This is a genomic window from uncultured Reyranella sp. (genome assembly GCF_945957355.1).
Taxonomy (GTDB): Bacteria; Pseudomonadota; Alphaproteobacteria; order Reyranellales; family Reyranellaceae; genus Reyranella.
Genome location: NZ_CAMFKM010000005.1, coordinates 368,629 through 385,018 on the forward strand (window position 1 = coordinate 368,629; position 16,390 = coordinate 385,018).

The 16,390-nt window shown below is 67.3% G+C and carries 15 protein-coding genes; 8 read left to right on the forward strand and 7 right to left on the reverse strand.

What is annotated here, in order from left to right; genetic code table 11:
- Positions 1-170 precede the first annotated feature (170 nt).
- The 3 genes from Q0Q48_RS11470 to Q0Q48_RS11480 all read left to right on the forward strand — a co-directional run bounded on the left by Q0Q48_RS11470 (position 171) and on the right by Q0Q48_RS11480 (position 4,972).
- Positions 171-1,328: an efflux RND transporter periplasmic adaptor subunit gene (locus tag Q0Q48_RS11470; RefSeq protein WP_295137573.1), complete on the forward strand. Its 1,158-nt coding sequence runs from the start codon at positions 171-173 to the stop codon at positions 1,326-1,328.
- Positions 1,329-1,332: 4 nt separating this feature from the next.
- Complete coding sequence (locus tag Q0Q48_RS11475; protein ID WP_295137575.1) at positions 1,333-4,491, forward strand: efflux RND transporter permease subunit; 3,159 nt, start codon at positions 1,333-1,335, stop codon at positions 4,489-4,491.
- A 127-nt stretch (positions 4,492-4,618) separates the two neighbouring features.
- Complete coding sequence (locus Q0Q48_RS11480) at positions 4,619-4,972, forward strand: hypothetical protein (protein ID WP_295137577.1); 354 nt, start codon at positions 4,619-4,621, stop codon at positions 4,970-4,972.
- Here the strand turns inward: Q0Q48_RS11480 and Q0Q48_RS11485 are convergent.
- Complete coding sequence (locus Q0Q48_RS11485) at positions 4,963-6,459, reverse strand: phospholipase D-like domain-containing protein (RefSeq protein WP_295137579.1); 1,497 nt, start codon at positions 6,457-6,459, stop codon at positions 4,963-4,965. The genes Q0Q48_RS11480 and Q0Q48_RS11485 overlap by 10 nt on opposite strands.
- Before the next feature lie 54 nt (positions 6,460-6,513).
- The gene (locus Q0Q48_RS11490; protein WP_295137581.1) at positions 6,514-7,656 is read right to left on the reverse strand and encodes an autotransporter outer membrane beta-barrel domain-containing protein; all 1,143 of its coding nucleotides are present in this window, start codon (positions 7,654-7,656) and stop codon (positions 6,514-6,516) included.
- 192 nt (positions 7,657-7,848) lie between these two features.
- On the opposite strand from Q0Q48_RS11490, the gene Q0Q48_RS11495 reads away from it, so the two are divergent.
- Entirely contained in the window at positions 7,849-8,622 is a 774-nt protein-coding gene (locus tag Q0Q48_RS11495) for a potassium channel family protein (RefSeq protein ID WP_295137583.1), read from the forward strand.
- Between the two features lie 125 nt (positions 8,623-8,747).
- Here Q0Q48_RS11495 and Q0Q48_RS11500 read toward each other — a convergent pair whose 3' ends face one another.
- Positions 8,748-9,662, reverse strand: coding sequence for a hydrogen peroxide-inducible genes activator (locus Q0Q48_RS11500; protein ID WP_295137585.1), 915 nt, complete (start codon positions 9,660-9,662; stop codon positions 8,748-8,750).
- Between the two features lie 132 nt (positions 9,663-9,794).
- Between Q0Q48_RS11500 and Q0Q48_RS11505 the strand changes: the two genes are divergently transcribed.
- A complete protein-coding gene (locus tag Q0Q48_RS11505) occupies positions 9,795-10,778 on the forward strand; it encodes a TerC family protein (RefSeq protein WP_295137587.1) in 984 nt (327 codons plus the stop codon).
- Between the two features lie 112 nt (positions 10,779-10,890).
- On the opposite strand, the gene Q0Q48_RS11510 is transcribed toward Q0Q48_RS11505, so the two are convergent.
- The 3 genes from Q0Q48_RS11510 to Q0Q48_RS11520 form a co-directional block, all read right to left on the reverse strand.
- Positions 10,891-11,241, reverse strand: coding sequence for a hypothetical protein (locus tag Q0Q48_RS11510; protein ID WP_295137589.1), 351 nt, complete (start codon positions 11,239-11,241; stop codon positions 10,891-10,893).
- A gap of 68 nt (positions 11,242-11,309) precedes the next feature.
- Positions 11,310-12,599: a cystathionine gamma-synthase family protein gene (locus Q0Q48_RS11515; RefSeq protein ID WP_295137591.1), complete on the reverse strand. Its 1,290-nt coding sequence runs from the start codon at positions 12,597-12,599 to the stop codon at positions 11,310-11,312.
- An 87-nt stretch (positions 12,600-12,686) separates the two neighbouring features.
- Positions 12,687-13,103, reverse strand: coding sequence for a MarR family transcriptional regulator (locus Q0Q48_RS11520; RefSeq protein ID WP_295137593.1), 417 nt, complete (start codon positions 13,101-13,103; stop codon positions 12,687-12,689).
- Positions 13,104-13,170: 67 nt separating this feature from the next.
- Here Q0Q48_RS11520 and Q0Q48_RS11525 point away from each other — a divergent pair, with 67 nt between their 5' ends.
- Positions 13,171-13,593 carry a hypothetical protein gene (locus tag Q0Q48_RS11525; protein WP_295137595.1) on the forward strand — a complete coding sequence of 141 codons (423 nt, stop codon included), beginning with the start codon at positions 13,171-13,173 and terminating at the stop codon, positions 13,591-13,593.
- 53 nt (positions 13,594-13,646) lie between these two features.
- Here the strand turns inward: Q0Q48_RS11525 and Q0Q48_RS11530 are convergent, their stop codons facing one another.
- On the reverse strand, positions 13,647-14,606 hold the full coding sequence (locus Q0Q48_RS11530) for an alpha/beta hydrolase (RefSeq protein ID WP_295137597.1): 960 nt from the start codon (positions 14,604-14,606) through the stop codon (positions 13,647-13,649).
- 246 nt (positions 14,607-14,852) lie between these two features.
- Here Q0Q48_RS11530 and Q0Q48_RS11535 point away from each other — a divergent pair, with 246 nt between their 5' ends.
- Both Q0Q48_RS11535 and Q0Q48_RS11540 read left to right on the forward strand, forming a co-directional pair.
- Positions 14,853-14,999, forward strand: a complete 147-nt coding sequence (locus Q0Q48_RS11535; RefSeq protein ID WP_295137599.1) for a hypothetical protein — start codon at positions 14,853-14,855, stop codon at positions 14,997-14,999.
- A 9-nt stretch (positions 15,000-15,008) separates the two neighbouring features.
- Positions 15,009-16,390 (forward strand): M10 family metallopeptidase C-terminal domain-containing protein (locus Q0Q48_RS11540; RefSeq protein ID WP_295137601.1); only part of this gene is annotated, 1,382 nt, incomplete at its 3' end.

The window sequence follows — 16,390 nt, forward strand, 5'->3', positions numbered from 1 at the left end:
TGTGCCGGCCGATGCAAAGCCACGCCGGAAACGGTGGCGACGCACCGCTTGATCTGGATCATCGCCAAAGGTTATTGAAGGCGTCATGCAGTTTGTCCGCATTGGGCACTAGTATTGCGAAGCCTCCCAAGCCGGGTTGACGTGGCTTCGATAAGATCTGGAGTTGAGAGATGAGATACGGGCCGCGCGGTGTTTCACACCTCTCCTTCGGCCTGCGGCGCGTGGTGCCGGGTCTCCTTCTCGCGCTCGCCGCCGCTCTGCCGGCCGGGGCCCAGACCAAACCCACAGACAACGCGCCGCCGGTGGTTCTGGTGCGGCCGGTCGAGGTGCGGACCCTGGCGCCGCAGTCGGAATATGTCGGCCGGCTCGCCGTGTTCGACAAGGTCGAGCTGCGGGCGCGCGTGAAGGGCGTGCTGGGCAAGCGGGAGTTCGCCGATGGAGCCAAGGTGGCGGAAGGCCAGCTCCTGTTCACCATCGACCCCACGCCCTACCGCATCGCGGTGAACCAGAAGCGGGCGCTGCGCGACGGCGCGCAGGCGGCGCTGATCAACGCCGACGCGCAGCTGAAGCGCGCGGCCGAGCTGCTGCGCACCAACAACGTCTCCCAGGTCTCCTACGACCAGCGGCTGGCCGAGCAGCTGCAGGCCAAGGCGACGCTCGACGATGCCCAGGCGCAGCTCGACGATGCCGAGCTGCAACTCTCCTACACGCAGATCACCGCGCCGATCGCCGGCCTGATCGGTCGCGCCAGCGTGGCGCCCGGCAACATCGTCGGTCCGGAATCGGGCGTGCTCGCCACCATCGTGAACGAGCGCCAGATCCGTGCCCTGTTCTCGGTCCCGCAGGCGGACCTGCTGAACGTGCGCCGCGACCTGCGCACGGGCGAGGCGCTGGCCGTGCGGCTGCGCCTGGCCGACGGCAAGCTCTACCCCGAGAAGGGCAAGGTCGACTTCATCGATGTCGCGGTCGATCCCACCACCGACGGGCAGATGGCGCGCGCGGTGTTCGAGAACGCCGACGAGCTGCTGACCGACGGCCAGACGGTGCGGGTGATCGTCGAGGGCAACGAGCCTGCAAAGGTGATGGTGGTGCCGCAGGCGGCGATGGCGATCGACCAGACCGGGCGCTACGTCTATGTCGTCGATGGCAAGGGCGTCGTCGAGCAGCGCCGCATCACCGTCGACTTCGTGCGCGACGGCATGATCGCGGTGACGGGCGGCCTCAAGGAGGGCGACCGGGTCATCGTGCAGGGCCAGCAGCGGGTGCGTGCGGGCATGGCGGTCGAGGCGCAGGCCGCGCCGGCCGTCGCCGGCCAGCCGAAGCGCTGATCCCATGGGCATCGCCGCCGTCTTCATCCGCCGCCCGCGGCTCGCCTTCGTCGTCTCCGCGATCATGGTCATCGCGGGCCTGCTGGCGCTGAACAGCCTGCCGATCGCGCAGTTCCCCAACATCGTGCCGCCGGAAGTCACTGTCACGACCAGCTATCCCGGCGCCTCGGCCCAGGTGGTCGAGGAGAGCGTGGCGCAGATCATCGAGCGCAACGTCAACGGCGTCGAGAACTCGATCTCGATGAAGTCGACCTCGGGCAGCGACGGCAGCTACAGCCTCAGCGTCTATTTCAAGGTCGGCTCGAATCCGCAGGACCACACGGTCAACGTCAACAACCGCATCAACCGCGCCATGCCGCAGCTGCCCGACGAGGTACAGCGCAACGGCGTGCTGGTGAAGAAGCAGTCCTCGGCGCTGCTGCAGGTGGTCGCCGTCTATTCGCCGAAGGGCACGCGCGACGCGCTGTTCCTGTCGAACTTCGCCACCATCAACGTGCTCGACGCCATGCAGAGGGTGCCGGGCGTCGGCTCGGCTGGCCTGTTCGGCGGGCTCGACTATGCCATGCGCGTGTGGCTCGACCTCGACCGCATGTCGAGCCTCGGTGTCACCTCGCAGGACGTGGTGAAGGCGATCGAGGCCAAGAACATGCAGGCCGCCGTCGGCCGGGTCGGCGCCGCGCCGCTGCTCGACGGCGTCGACTTCCAGCTCAACATCACGGCCAAGGGCCGCCTGACCTCGGCCGAGGAGTTCGGCAACATCACCGTGCGGGCGAACCCCGACGGCGCGCTGCTGCGCATCCGCGACATCGGCCGGGTCGAGCTGGGCTCGGCCAATGCCGACGTCACCACGCGCTACAATGGCAAGCCGGCGGCCGGCATCAACGTCTACCAGCTGGCCGGCGCCAACGCGCTCGAGACCGCCGAGGGCGTGCGCCAGGTGCTGAAGGACCTGCAGGACAGGCTGCCCGAGGATGTCGCCTTCGAGGTGATGTACGACACGACCGTGTTCGTCGAGGCGACGATCAAGAGCGTGGTGAAGACCCTGATCGAGGCCTTCGTGCTGGTCGCGGTCGTGGTCTTCCTGTTCCTCGGCAGCGTCCGCGCGACCCTGATCCCCATCATCGCCGTGCCGGTGGCGCTGATCGGCACCTTCGCGGTGATGCAGATGATGGGCTTCTCGCTCAACACTGTGTCGCTGCTGGCGCTGGTGCTGGCCATCGGCATCGTGGTCGACGACGCCATCGTCGTGGTCGAGGCGGTCGAGCACACATTGGAGAAGGAGCCGCATCTCACGCCGGCCGAGGCCACCGAGAAGGCGATGGCCGAGGTCACGGGACCGATCATCGCCATCACCCTGGTGCTGCTCTCGGTCTTTATCCCGACGGCCTTCATGCCGGGCATTGCCGGCAAGCTCTATCAGCAGTTCGCACTCACCATCTCGGTCGCCATGGTGATCTCGGCGATCAACGCGCTGTCGCTGTCGCCCGCTTTATGCGCGCTGCTGCTCACCCGTCGCGGCGCGCCGCGCGGCCTGATGGCCCGCCTCCAGCGCGGCATCGATGCCACGCGCAATGGCTACCTGAGGCTCGCGGCGCCGCTGATCAGACGCAGCGTGCTGGCGGTCGGGCTGGTCGTCCTGTTCGCGCTGGCGACCGGCGGGCTGCTGCGCATCGTGCCCACCGGCTTCCTGCCCGAGGAGGACCAGTCTTCCTTCATGGCCGAGATCCAGCTGCCCGACGCCGCCTCGACCAGCCGCACCCTGGAGGCGGTGACCGAGGTCGAGGCCATGCTGACGGGCCAGCCGTGGCTGCAGAACTTCTTCACCGTGAGCGGCAACAGTCTGCTCGACGGGCTGAACCTGCCCAACCGCGCCATGATGATCGTGTCGCTGAAGCCCTATGCCGAGCGGCCCGGTCACGAGATGTCGGCCTTCGCGGTGCTGGAGCGGCTCAACAAGGCGTTCCAGCGGGTGGCCGCAGCCAACATCTACGCGTTCAACCCGCCGCCGATCGCCGGGCTCGGCAACTCGTCGGGCTTCGAGTTCGAGGTGCAGAGCCTCACCGGCGCCCCGCCGGAGGAGATCGTGGCGGTGGCGCGCGGCGTCATCAACGCGGCGCAGAGCGCGCCCGAGCTGGCCGGCGTCTTCACCACCTACAGCGCCTCGACGCCGCAGATCCGGCTCGAGCTCGACCGCGACCGCGCCGAGACGCTGGGCGTCGCCATCCCGGACATCTTCGCCGCCCTGCAGACCGCGATGGGCAGCAAGAACGTCAACAACTTCAACATGTTCGGCCGCACCTGGACGGTGCGCGTGCAGGCCGACGCCGCCGACCGCCGAACCATCGAGGACGTCAACCGCGTGCGCGTGCGCTCGTCCAACGGCACCCTGGTGCCGCTGCAGGCGATGGCGACGCTGGAACTCACGACCGCGCCTGCCACCATCAACCGCTACAACAACCTGCGTTCGGTCACGCTGAACGGCGCGCCGGCCGCCGGCTATTCCTCGGGCGAGGCGATCGCGGCGATGGAGCGGGTGGCGCGCGCCAGCCTGCCGCCGGGCTACGGCTTCCAATGGGCCGGCACCGCACAGCAGGAGAAGGAGGCAGGCAGCCAGACCGGCTTCGTGCTCGCTCTCGCGGTGCTGTTCGCCTACCTGTTCCTGGTCGGCCTCTACGAGAGCCTGGCGCTGCCGGTGGCGGCGCTGCTGTCAGTGATCGTCGGCCTGTTCGGCGCGCTGGCGGCGCTGTGGCTGACCGGCCTCGCCAACAACATCTACGCCCAGATCGGCATCGTCGTGCTGATCGCACTGGCGGCCAAGAACGCGATCCTGGTGATCGAAGTGGCCATGCACGAGCGCGCGGGCGGCAGCGACCCGGTGACGGCCGCCACCTCGGCCGCCGGCCAGCGCTTCCGCGCCGTGATGATGACCTCCTTCGCCTTCATCCTGGGCCTCGTGCCGCTGGTGATCGCCTCGGGCGCGGGCGCGGCGACCCAGCGCGCGGTCGGCACGGCCGTGTTCGGCGGCATGCTGGCCGCCTCCTGCCTCGGGATCTTCGTGATCCCGGGCCTCTACGTCGCCTTCGAGAAGATGCGTCGGGCCGTGCCCGAACTGCTGCGCAAGCTGTTCCGCGGTCTGAAGCGTCCGGAGAAGCGCCAAGGCTGATACGTCACCGCGCGCACGGCGACTTGCAGGGAGTCACGTTGGCCTCGCCCGAAAGGCAGGAGCAGATTGTCGCGCGAGGACGCCGTCGTTAAGCTGCCGTGCTTGCTGCTCCACCGGGAGGTGCCGCGTGTCCGCGAGAACCGTCCTCATCACGATCGGAGTTTCGGCCTGGCTGCTGGCGTCGGCGGTGGTCTTTCTTTTCGTCACCTACACGACTTTCTTCGGTATCGCCGTCATCGGCCTCGCCATTTGCTGGATCGCCACGCAGTTCGAACTGGATGGGAATGCGCCGGTGGGTAACGGCCTCAATCCGGGATTCCTTGCAGCGCAAATGGAGGCCAAGCGCGGCCTGTCGAAGGAGCAGCGTCTCTCCGTGCAGCACGAGCAGTCGCTTGCGAACCAGTCGGCCCGCTTCTTCAGGTTGTTTGGCCTGGGGCTCGTCGTCATCGGCCTGTGCGGCGGGCTCTACTATCAGCTCTGATGCCGGCTCAGCCGGCCCCTGATCTGACCGGCGCGCTTGCGCAGCCGCTGGCGCAGACCGCGGAGCAGGCCGCCGTTGGACATCGCCTCGAACACGTCATCGGGACCCTCCGGGTCGAGCACCTGGTTGTCGGCCAGCCACTTCTCGACATCCTCGAGGTCGGGGATCTCGTAGGGACGCAGCGAACGTCCGTCGCCGCGCAGCGCCTCGACGGCCCCGATCAGCGAGCCCTTCGTCTCGATCGCAGCGGCGACCTTGTCTGCCGGAACGCCCAGATGTTCGGCGAGCAGGCTGTCACGCAGCGCGCGGATCTCGTCCGCGGCGCCCGCGTTGCCGGGATGGGCGGCATCGATCGTGACATCGCATTCCGTGTCGAGGCGCATCGAGCGGTTGTTCATGTTGGACGAGCCGACATGCAGCACCTCGTCGTCGACGATCGTCATCTTGGCGTGCACGTAGATCGGCGCGCCCTGTTCGGTGAACGGGTGATAGATCCGCAGGCGCCGGTGCCGGTCGAGATGGCGCAGCGCCCCGCAGAGCCGGGCCCGCGCCGTGTCCATGGCGACCGGCTCCAGCCAGCCCTGCGAGCTGAAGGGATTGATCAGGACGATCTCCGGCCCGTCGGGTTCCTCCAGCCGGTGCGCGATCGCCTCGGCGATACGGCGCGACGCGAAATACTGGCTTTCGGCGTAGACGTAGCGCCGCGCCCGGGCGATCAGCGCCAGATACGTCGCCTCGATCTCGTGCACGGCTTCTTCGCCATCGCCCGCCGGGCGCGACCGGCAGATCGCCACCGCGATGTCACGGAACTGCACGCCGAGCCCATCGGGCCAGCAATCGCCGCAGTCCTCGACCGGCGCGAGTTCCGCGCCGCCGGCCTTCCGCCAGCGATGCCGCGCCAGCGCGCCCAACGCCGCCGCGACCGGGCCTTCGAGGATGGTGGTCGCGTCGTGCCAGGGCGCGTAGGGACTGCCGTCGGGGCCGACGCGGCGCGGGTCGTGGTCGCGATGCTCCGGCGTGTCCCAGCGATTGCTGGTCATGTCGATGCCGCCGCAGAAGGCCAGGCAGTCGTCGATCACGACGATCTTGTGATGATGCGAGGCGCCCAGCGTGGCGGCACTGTCGAGGCGCGTGTGGATGCGGCGGTGCGCCATCCAGCGCATCAGGGTGAAGATCGTGGTGCCGCGGAACAGGGTCCGCACCGCGCCCATGTTCCAGCGCAGCAGGAAGACTTCCAGCTCGGGATTGCGCTTCACCAGCCACAGCACGAACTCGCCCAGGGTGCGCGGCTCGCCCGGCAGCCGCTCGTCGGAAAGCTCGATGCGGGCGTCGAAGTCCCAGCCGATCAGCATGATGCGCTTGCGCGCCTTCAGCATCGCCTTGCGGCCGACCTCGAAATAGGCCTTGGCGTCGACGATCAATCCGGCGCGCGTCGCTTTCTCCCGCCGCCAGAAAAGAGCGCTGTCGTTGCCTTCTTGCGCTTCCATCCGGTCAATGTAGCGCATGGGGCAGCCGCGTGAGGGAGGAAGGAGCAGGCGGGTTCAGAAGTGCCAGGCGAGGCGCAGCGTTGCGCTCTGGTTCAGGTACGATGTCCCGGTCGAGAGTCCGTAGGCCGCCTTGGCCTCGAACCCATGGGCGCGATAGACCTGCAGCCCGGCCTCGAGTGTGGCCAGCACGTTGGGTCCGCTCACCGACGCCTGGAACGAACCCAGCGTCGACAGCGGACCGGAGACGAACCAGGTCTGGAAACTGGAGCTGCTGTCGGGAATCACGGTGGCGCCCGCCACGAGATAGGGCCGCAGGATCGTGCCTTCGGCAAAGTCGATCCGGCCGCCGACCTCCAGCGCTGGCTCGATCGCCGGGCGTATCGTGCTCTCGCCGCCGAAGCCCATCGCCAGTCCGGACCCGCCGGACTCCTGGAACGCCGGCCGGTTGAAATAGCGCAGCTCGAGGTCGAGGCGCGGACGCAGGTACCAGCCCTCGAAGGGAAACTCGTAGGCGCCGCGCAGCCGCGCGCTCCCGCCATAGGAGGTGGTCGAGCCGGTGATCTGGCCCGCCTCGCGTTGCAGGCCGGTGACGCTCGTGCCGAAGGCCAGCCCGGCCGCCAGAAGCCACGGCCCGCGCACCATCTTGAGCGTGAGGGCGCCGTCGTAGGTCTGGGCGGTGCTCGACACGTATCCGCCCCCTGCCTGACCTGACGAGAAACCGATCCCCAGGAAGCCGCCCAGAAACCAGTCCTCGGCCACCTGCTTCTGGCCACCGATGCGAAAGACGGCGGCCTGCGACGTGCCGGCGGCATCGCCTGCGCCCTGGCTGGTCCATTGGCCGGAAACGGTGCCCCACAGGCAGCCATCCTCGGTCAGCAGGAGCGAACCGCCCGCGAACACCGGGCAGCTGAAGCCCTGCGTCGGCGAAACCGCGGCGCCGGCGGCCGTTCTCGCCGCCGCCCCGGCCGCGCCGGTCGTTCCACCTGCGCCCATGGAGGCCGTGATCATCGTCGCCGCGATGACGACGTCGGCGACGATCGCCGCATCCCGCGGCGGCAGACCCTGAGAGGCCAGCGCGTTCTGCAACGTCGAATCGATCCGTGAAAGGGTGCCCGGCCGTCGGAAGTCTTCCGCCCGGGCGGAGTTCGTGCCCAGGACGAATGCGCCGGCCAGTGCCAGCAGGCCGATACGTCGCATGGGTTACGCCCTCTCGAACAGCCGAACGCTCGTCGATGCCAGTCGCCCGCATCGACATACTCACGCTCGTCCTCTCGCACGGGCGGACACCGCCGCCAAGCAAATACGCTCCCTGTCTGGTCCGGGTCGGAACCGGTGGTCCGTCCATCGCTGTCTCGATGCTGGGGAGCCGCGGCCGTGGTATCTGGAGGCATGGCAACGACGGGAATGCGGGAAAAGTTCCAGGGCCTTTATTTCGGCGACGGTCCGGAAGCGCGACGGTTCCGCTACGGGCTGGTCGGCTTCGACCTTGCCACCATCGGTCTTTTCTTCATCGCGCCGTTCGGCGGGCACCAGCCGTGGATGATCGCCCTCGATCTCGCCCTCGGCATCCTGCTGTCGGTCGAGTTCGGGGTGCGGCTCTGGGTGCAGCGCCGGCCGCTGCGCCATCTCATCAGTATTTCCTCGGCGGCCGACCTGATCGTGATCCTGTCGCTGCTGCTGCCGGTCTTCGTCGAGAACCTGGCTTTCCTGCGCATCGCGCGGGCGCTGCGGCTGCTGCGCTCCTACCACCTGCTGCGCGACCTGCGGCGGGACTCGGAGTGGTTCCGCCGCAACGAGGACATCATCCAGCGCACGGTCAATCTCGGCGTCTTCATCTTCATCGTGACGTCGGTGGTCTACGTCACCCAGCACAACATCAATCCTCACCTCGCCACCTACATCGACGCGCTCTACTTCACCATCACCACCCTCACGACGACGGGTTTCGGCGACATCACCCTGACCGGGCCGGGCGGCCGGCTGCTCGCCGTGATCATCATGGTCGTGGGCGTCAGCCTCTTCCTGCGCCTGCTGCAGGCCATCTTCCGGCCCAACAAGGTCCGCTTCGAATGCCCGTCCTGCGCGCTGCTCGTGCACGACATCGACGCGGTCCACTGCAAGCACTGCGGCATCGTCCTGCAGATCCCCAACGAGGGCATTTAGAATCCGCGAAGAGGAAAGGTCCCTCGCTGCGCTCGGGATGACAGCGATGGCTGCATAGACGCATCGTGCCAACCCGGGCCCCGTTGTCATCCCGAACGCAGTGAGGGACCCTTGGTCGACGGACGCTACAGCGCCGGCCCGGCGAGAATGCTCCGAGCCTCCGTCGCGATCGTCTCGGCGATGGTGGCGTAGCTTTCGGCATAGGCCGAGCCATCGCGCCACACCGCAGCGAGGGAGCGGCTGGCGCTCCAGCCGGTCATGGGGAGGCGGGTGACCATGTCGCTGCCGCCGACCTCCGAGCGCAGATAGAGTTCCGGCAGGATCGCGAAGCCCAGGCCCGAGCCGCACATCTGGCGCAGGCTGTCGAGACTCGTGCCCTCATAGTCCTCGAGCAGGGTCGCCTTGAGGTCCTCGCAGATCTCGCGGGCCTGGCGGTGGGCATGGTGGCGGCGGTCGAGGCTCAGGAACCCGATCCCCGCCACGTCGCCGCGGCGCACCTTCGCCGCTTTGCCCAGCGGATGCTCGGGCGGGCAGACGATGTGCAGCGGCTCACGGAACAGCGGCTCGATGTGCAGGTCGCTGCCGGAGACGGGCAGGGGCGACAGCACCATGTCGAGCTCGCCGCGCGCCAGCTCGCGCGCCTGCTCGTCGGGAATGCCCTCGCGGATGTAGAGCCGCAGGTCGGGAAAGCGCCGGTGCAGCGAGGCCACGATGCGCGGCATGAGGTAGGGGCCGAGCGTCGGCGTGACGCCGAAGCGGATGGTGCCGGCAATGCCGGCGCGCGAGCGCCGCGCCATCTCCTCGGCATCCTTCACGTCGAGCAGGATGCGCCGCGCGCGCGTCACCAGGTCCCGGCCGATCGGGGTCAGCTGCACCGGGCTCTCGTTGCGCTCCACAAGCGTCACGCCGAGTCGCGCCTCCAGCGCCCGCACCTGCTGGCTGAGGGTGGGCTGGGCGACATGCACGGCATCCGCGGCCCGCCGGAAGTTCCGGGAGTCGGCCAGGGCCACCAGGTAGGAGAGTTGGCGCAGCGTGGTCATGCTGATGATAGTCTGTGGCTATCAATTAAGGCGCGTCAAATCTATTTCTGCAATCGCCCGCCGTCGCGCATCTTGCCGGCCTCACCGCAGAGGACGAACGAACATGCGCCGCCCCACCCACTGGACCCTGGTATGACCGAGCTTCTGGTCCAGCCCTTCCTCGGCACGCCGGTCTGGTTCTGGCTGGCGTTCGTCTCGCTGGTGGCGGCACTGACCGCCTTCGACCTCGGCCTCCTGCACAAGGAGGACCGGGTGATGGGCATCGCCGAATCGCTGAAGCTCTCGGCCTTCTACATCTCGATCGCGCTGGCCTTCGGTGTCTGGGTCTGGGTCGAGAAGGGCGACGAGCTCGGCATGCAGTACTTCACCGGCTTCTTCATCGAGAAGGCGCTGTCGATCGACAACATCTTCGTCATCAGCCTGATCTTCACCTTCTTCGCCATCCCGGCGAAGTACCAGTACCGCGCGCTGCTCTGGGGCATCATCGGCGTCATCGTGCTGCGCGGCCTGATGATCGCGGCGGGCGCGGCGCTGGTGAGCGAGGCCTACTGGGTGCTCTACCTGTTCGCCGCCTTCCTGATCGTGACGGGCATAAAAATGTTCTTCACGACCGATTCCGAGCCGGATCTCGCCAACAACGCCGCCATCCGCTGGATCTCGAAACGCATGCGGGTGACCAAGGAGCTGCACGGCGACAAGTTCTTCGTCTTCCGGGCCGACGAGCGCACCGGCCGCAGGGCGCTGGCCGCGACGCCGCTGTTCCTCGCCCTGGTGGTGATCAATCTCGCGGACCTGGTGTTCGCGGTCGACTCGGTGCCGGCGATCTTCGCCATCACCACCGACACGTTCGTGGTCTACACCTCGAACATCATGGCGGTGCTGGGCCTGCGCGCGCTCTACTTCGCGCTCTCGGCCATGATCGACCGCTTCCACTACCTGAAGCACGCGCTGGCCGGGGTGCTGATCTTCATCGGCTCGAAGATCTTCGTCTCGGACTTCCTCCTGGGCGACGCGAAGTTCCCGCCGGTCGCCAGCCTCGCCGTCACCTTCGGCCTGATCGCCGCCGGCATCGCCTGGTCCCTGTGGAAGACGCGGGAGGGGGCGGTGCAGCGGTGAGGGTGGGGGCTGGCTTTCGTCCCCTTGGTCTCCATCGTGGCGGAGCTCCCGTCACTCGCCACCGGACCAGAAAACTAGCGGGCGAGCGGCCGCATGGATGCCATCCCGGTGATCAGCGCCGGCGGTCGCGATGACGTTGCCGGAACCATTCGAAGGCGTCCTTGTAGTCGCTGTATTTTTTCGGCAGGTCCGGGTGTCCGTAGACGGTGATCGTCGCTTGCGGCTCGGCCAGCAGGCGCGAGCCCCAGGCTTCCAACGGGACGGCGTCCGGCAGGTGCTGCATCATCGCCGTCAGAAAAGGCGTCCAGAGTTCTTTGCTTTCAGGCAGGAAGATCGATCTTTGCCGATCGCTCTCGATTAGGAGGCAGCGGGTCATGTCGTACTGTTGCTGGCCCATCTGCGCTGTGACCCGCATCACCCTGGACCAGGCGACGGTCGCCTGGTCGACGCCGTCGAACGTCACCAGGCCGGTTTCGGAAACGGCGCGCAGCCCGTCGAAGGCGGGGCGAGCGGGGCGCCGTTTACACATCGTCAGGCCGCCGCGGCCAACGCCTGCGTCAGGTCCGCGATCAGATCATCCGGATGCTCGATCCCCACCGAGAGTCGGATCGTCGTGTCGAGGACGCCGATGCGGTCGCGGACTTCGAGCGGGACGCCGGAATGCGTCATGGCGGCGGGGTGGCTGGCCAGGGATTCCGTGCCGCCCAGGCTCACCGCGAGCTTGAAGATCTTGAGCGCGTTCAGGAAGGCGAAGGCGTCCTTCTCACCGCCCTTGATGTCGAAGGAGAAGGTCGAGCCGGCGCCGGTGCACTGGCGGTCGTAGAGCGCCTTCTCGGGCGAGCCCTCGGCGAGCAGGCCGAGATAGTGCAGCTTCGCCACCTTGGGATGCGCCGCGAGCCATTCGGCGACCAGGCGGGCGTTGGTGTTGGCGCGCTCCATCCGGAGCCCCAGCGTTTCCAGCGAGCGGCCCAGCATCCAGCAGGAATGCGGGTCGAGCTGGGTGCCGAAGCTGCCGCGCAGGGCGCGGATCGGGGCCATGATCTCCTTCCGGCCCATCGCCGCACCAGCGATCAGGTCGGAATGGCCGCCGACATATTTGGTGAGCGAATAGACCGACACGTCGGCGCCGTGGTCGAGCGGGCGCTGGAAGACCGGCCCCAGCAGGGTGTTGTCGCAGACCAGCACCGGCGCGGGCGTTCCCTGCGCCGCGCCGATCTCGTCGGCGAGGCGGCGCAGCAGGGCGATGTCGACCAGCGTGTTGGTCGGGTTGGCCGGCGTCTCGACCATGATGACGGAGATGCGCCCCTTCGAGCGCGCCTGAGCGACGGCGGTGCGGATCGCGGCCTCGCTCACCCCGTCGACGAAGCCGATGGCGGCGATGCGGAAGCCCGACAAGGTCTTCGCGAGCAGCGTTTCGGTGCCGCCGTAGAGCGGCTGCGAATGCAGCACCACGTCGCCCGGCCGGGCGAAGGCGAGCAGCGTCGTCGAGATCGCCGACATGCCGGAGGAGAAGAGGGCGCAGGTCTCGGCGCCCTCGTAGACCGCGAGCCGGTCCTCGACGATCTCGCTGTTGGGATGGTTGAAGCGCGAATAGACGAGGCCGGCGGCGCTGCCGGCGGGTGGCGTCTTGCGGCCGGCCACGTAGTCGAAGAAGTCGCGGCCCTCCTCGGCCGAGCCGAAGACAAAGGTCGAGGTCAGGAACACCGGCGGCTTCACCGCGCCCTCCGACAGCGCCGGGTCGTAGCCGTAGGAGAGCATCAGCGTCTCGGGGTGGAGCTTGTGGTTGCCGATATGGGTGCGGGACGGGCGCGGCGCGGTCATGGCGTGTCTCCTGTCTCGGGGGGGGGGGGCGTCTCCGCATGATGACGGACCGCCGGGTGAGACGCCATGGCGACGCCGCTTCCGATACTAGACGGCGACGCGCTCCAGAAGCCTGAGAAGCGTGGATCGTTCCTCCCGGCTCAAGCGCCCGAATACTTCGGCCTGAACATCATCCATCACGCGGGAAAGCCGGTCCGCGGCTCTCGACCCTTCATCCGTCAACGAGACCAGGACTCTCCGGCCGTGCCCGGGATCCTTCTCGCGCGATACGAGTCCCCGGTCCTCGAGGGCCCGGACGGTATGAGTGACGTCGCGGGGATCGAGCGCGGCGGCATGGCCGAGTTCGGATTGGCTCAACTGGCCCGCGCTGGCCAGCGCCGCCAGGCAGCGATACGCGTATCCATCGACTCCGGCCTCGGCCAGGTGCCGGTGCAGGATCTGATGCGATCGCGTCGCGGCAGAACTCAGGATCCAGGTCGGGAGTGAAGCCAGGGGCAGCGACATCGCCTATTGCCTTTTTGTTGGTGATACCAATATAATGTTGGTAACACCAATATTATACGAGAGAGCCATGTCGATCGCACGTCCTTTGCCAACGGTGATCGGTCCAACGGAAAACGCCCTGCGCACGCTGCTCGCCCGAATCCTGTCGACGACCCGGATAAAGACCTATCAGGCGTGGGTCGTCCTCAATGCCGCGAGCGCAGCGGATGCGCCGCCGCCCGGCGGAAACTGGAAGCCTGCCGTCGCCGACGCTCTCAAGGTCGAGGTCGGCGAAGTCGATGGCCTGGTCGCACAACTTCGCGCCGCGGGTCTGGTCCATGACGATGGCTCGCTGACGGCTTCGGGAACGGGAGAACTGGCTGCGGGCCGTGCCGCCGTCTCCGCGGCGACATCCCGCCTCGTCGAAGGCGTCGGCGAAGACGAACAGGCGACGGCCCGCCGGGTGCTCGATCACATTCGTCGCAAGGCAGACGAGTTGCTGCGGCTCTGAATCGAGCGGGCGGCCATCGTCTGCCGCATCTTCCACAAATGCGGCGCGGTTGATCAGGACCCCATCAGCGCCGCGATCTCCGCGCGCACGCCGGCCGAGCGGCGGTAGTACTGGTGCGAGCCGGCGAAGCCCGTGTCGTAGTCGGTGAAGCCGCTGCAATCGACCAGGCGGTAGGTGGCGGGCGGGAACAGGACGGCATCGCCGCCGCCGCGCGGCCCGTCCTGGCCGAGGCGATGGCAGAAGTTCAGCGTCTCGCTCAATTTGTCGAGCACCTGGTCGTGGCGGTTGTGCAGGAAGGTGATGCGGCGGCCCAGCCGGCAGAGCGGTGCAAGGCTGTTGGTCACGGAAGCGTCGAAGGCATCGTCGACGATGTCGGCCGCGGCCATGAAGATGTGGTCGAACATCCCGGCATCGCCGTTGCCATTGTCGAACCAGGCCTGCACCGCCGCCTGCAGTGCGAGGTTGCCCATGCTGTGGGTCAGCAGGAAGGTCCGGCGTCCGTTCGCCCGCGCCTTCTCGAGGATGGGCAGCAGGTTGGCGAAGAAGCGCATCAGCGGCAGGCCCGAGCCGCCGGCCATCCGCTGGTCCGAGCGATAGGGCAGGGTCGGGAAGGGGATGGTCAGCAACTGGCCGCGCGAGGGCCAGCTGAAGGTGACGATTGCGGTGTCCGCATCGCTCACGCCCGAGGCGGCCAGCCATTCGCGGTTGAAGGCGGCGCGCGTCAGCGCATCCTCGAAGCTGTTTGCGAAGCCGTGGATGAAGACCAGGATGTTGCGCCCGCCCTCGGCCAGGTCGTCGAATGCCGCCGGGCTGAAGCCGCCCTTCTGCAGGTCGTTCAGCGAGCGGATCGCGCCCACCGTGTCGGCCGTGAGGCCGGCGCTGTCGACGAAGGCCGTGCCGTAGGTGACCTGCAGCGGATTGTCGGGCGCGGTCATGAAGAACGTGTAGTTCTCCGGCCGGTCCGCCGGATGGTTGGCGATCCTGTTGGTGGCGAAATAGACGGTGGTCGTCACTGGCCTCTCCCCGCATGCACCATGCGAGCGTGATCGTGCGCGGATTCCTGTCAACGTGCATCCCTGCACATCACGACGCTGCTTTCGTTAAGTGCGAAACCGGGCACAACGATACACTCACAGATTGCAGGCAAATCTACAGCGCGATATGTGTCGAACGTCGGCCCGCTGTTGGGGAGCAGTTCGCTGCCGACGCAATGCCGGAAGTACAGGCTGAATAAGAGCCAGTCCGGTCTTGGAGGCAGTGTGGCGGTTCCGGCGTGCATTGAGTGGGCGACTTGCGGCGGCAGGCCGGGCAACCGGCCGATCCGCCGCGCGACGGTCGCCACCTGCCGCCTCGCCATCGCCCCGGCCCTCGACCTCACCCATTCCCGTTTCGCTTTCGTCGCGTAGGACATACCCATGCCCGGCACCGCCACGACCATTCTCATCGACGGCACGCCGACCGACGGCGCGGACAAATATATCGACAGCCTGGTCTGGGGCGGCAGATGGATCGATGGCGATGGCGGCAAGGTCACGATTTCCTATGCCGCCGCCAACGGAGAGTATGAAGGCGCCGATACGGTCGGCTGGTCGGCGGAAGCTCTCGTGGGGCTCGACAGCGCCCTGGCGCTTTGGGCGAGTGTGGCGAACATCGAGTTCGTCAAGGTGACGGCGTCCGAGGCGGATGTCCTGTTCTGGGCCGGAACGCAGTCGCAGGCCGGCGGACGCGGCATCCTCGGATGGAGCCAAATCCCCGGCTACAACGATACCGAGGTTCTCAATACCCTGTTCAACGCCCAGGATTCGTCCTGGGACTGGGGGTGGTACGGCAACGCGTTCACGCCGGGATCGTATGCGTCCGTAACCCTGGTCCACGAAATTGGTCATTTGCTGGGACTAGCCCATCCACACGATGGCGGATCTGCTCCGGACGCGACGGCGTTCCCTGGAGTCGTCTGGCCCTGGGACGACGGATATGGGTGGAACGTCGGCTTCTACACGACGATGACCTACAATGACGGGTATCCCTATTTTGACCCGGGCTTCTACTCTGAGGAATACGGCCTTCAGTACGGTCCCATGGCGCTGGACATCGCCGCCATTCAGACGATCTACGGAGCGAACACGACCTACGCGTCCGGCAACGACACCTACTACCTGCCGACGACCGACGGATTGGGGACGCACTGGTCCTGTATCTGGGACACCGGAGGCATAGACACGATCTCGAATGCCGGATCGTCGCTCATGGCATCGATTTACCTGTCGACAACGGTGCCGTACGGAACCGGCGTCTGGTCCTATGTGCAGGGCAATGGCATCACCGTTCACGGCGGCTACTCGATCGCGAAAGACGTCGTCATCGAGAATGCGATCGGTGGCTCAAATCAGGATACGCTCGAAGGCAACTCGGCCAACAACGTGCTCGATGGCCGGGAGCTCGACGATTACATGGCCGGCCTTGGCGGCGACGACACCTATTACGTCGACCATGTGGACGATCAGGTCGTCGAACAGGTGGGCGAGGGTATCGACACAGTTTACGCGTCGGTCGACTACACCCTGAGCGCCAACGTCGAGAATCTCATTCTTGCTGGTGTCGACGCGACCAAAGGCACCGGCAACGAGCTGGACAACGTCCTGACCGGCAACGACCTGGCGAACGATCTTCTCGGCCTGGCGGGCAACGACACCCTCTATGGAGGCGTCGGTGACGACCTGCTCGAGGGCGGCGCGGGCAGCGACGTGCTGGTGGGGGGCCTCGGCGCCGACGCGCTGTCGGGCGGCGATGATGCCGA

What these genes read in the sequence shown, in the direction of transcription:
- Q0Q48_RS11495 (WP_295137583.1), top strand. Translation starts at nt 7,849, where the DNA reads ATGGCAACGACGGGAATGCGGGAAAAGTTCCAGGGCCTTTATTTCGGC.
- Q0Q48_RS11470 (WP_295137573.1), top strand. Translation starts at nt 171, where the DNA reads ATGAGATACGGGCCGCGCGGTGTTTCACACCTCTCCTTCGGCCTGCGG.
- Q0Q48_RS11525 (WP_295137595.1), top strand. Translation starts at nt 13,171, where the DNA reads ATGTCGATCGCACGTCCTTTGCCAACGGTGATCGGTCCAACGGAAAAC.
- Q0Q48_RS11520 (WP_295137593.1), bottom strand. Translation starts at nt 13,103, where the DNA reads ATGTCGCTGCCCCTGGCTTCACTCCCGACCTGGATCCTGAGTTCTGCC.
- Q0Q48_RS11500 (WP_295137585.1), bottom strand. Translation starts at nt 9,662, where the DNA reads ATGACCACGCTGCGCCAACTCTCCTACCTGGTGGCCCTGGCCGACTCC.
- Q0Q48_RS11515 (WP_295137591.1), bottom strand. Translation starts at nt 12,599, where the DNA reads ATGACCGCGCCGCGCCCGTCCCGCACCCATATCGGCAACCACAAGCTC.
- Q0Q48_RS11475 (WP_295137575.1), top strand. Translation starts at nt 1,333, where the DNA reads ATGGGCATCGCCGCCGTCTTCATCCGCCGCCCGCGGCTCGCCTTCGTC.
- Q0Q48_RS11490 (WP_295137581.1), bottom strand. Translation starts at nt 7,656, where the DNA reads ATGCGACGTATCGGCCTGCTGGCACTGGCCGGCGCATTCGTCCTGGGC.
- Q0Q48_RS11485 (WP_295137579.1), bottom strand. Translation starts at nt 6,459, where the DNA reads ATGGAAGCGCAAGAAGGCAACGACAGCGCTCTTTTCTGGCGGCGGGAG.
- Q0Q48_RS11505 (WP_295137587.1), top strand. Translation starts at nt 9,795, where the DNA reads ATGACCGAGCTTCTGGTCCAGCCCTTCCTCGGCACGCCGGTCTGGTTC.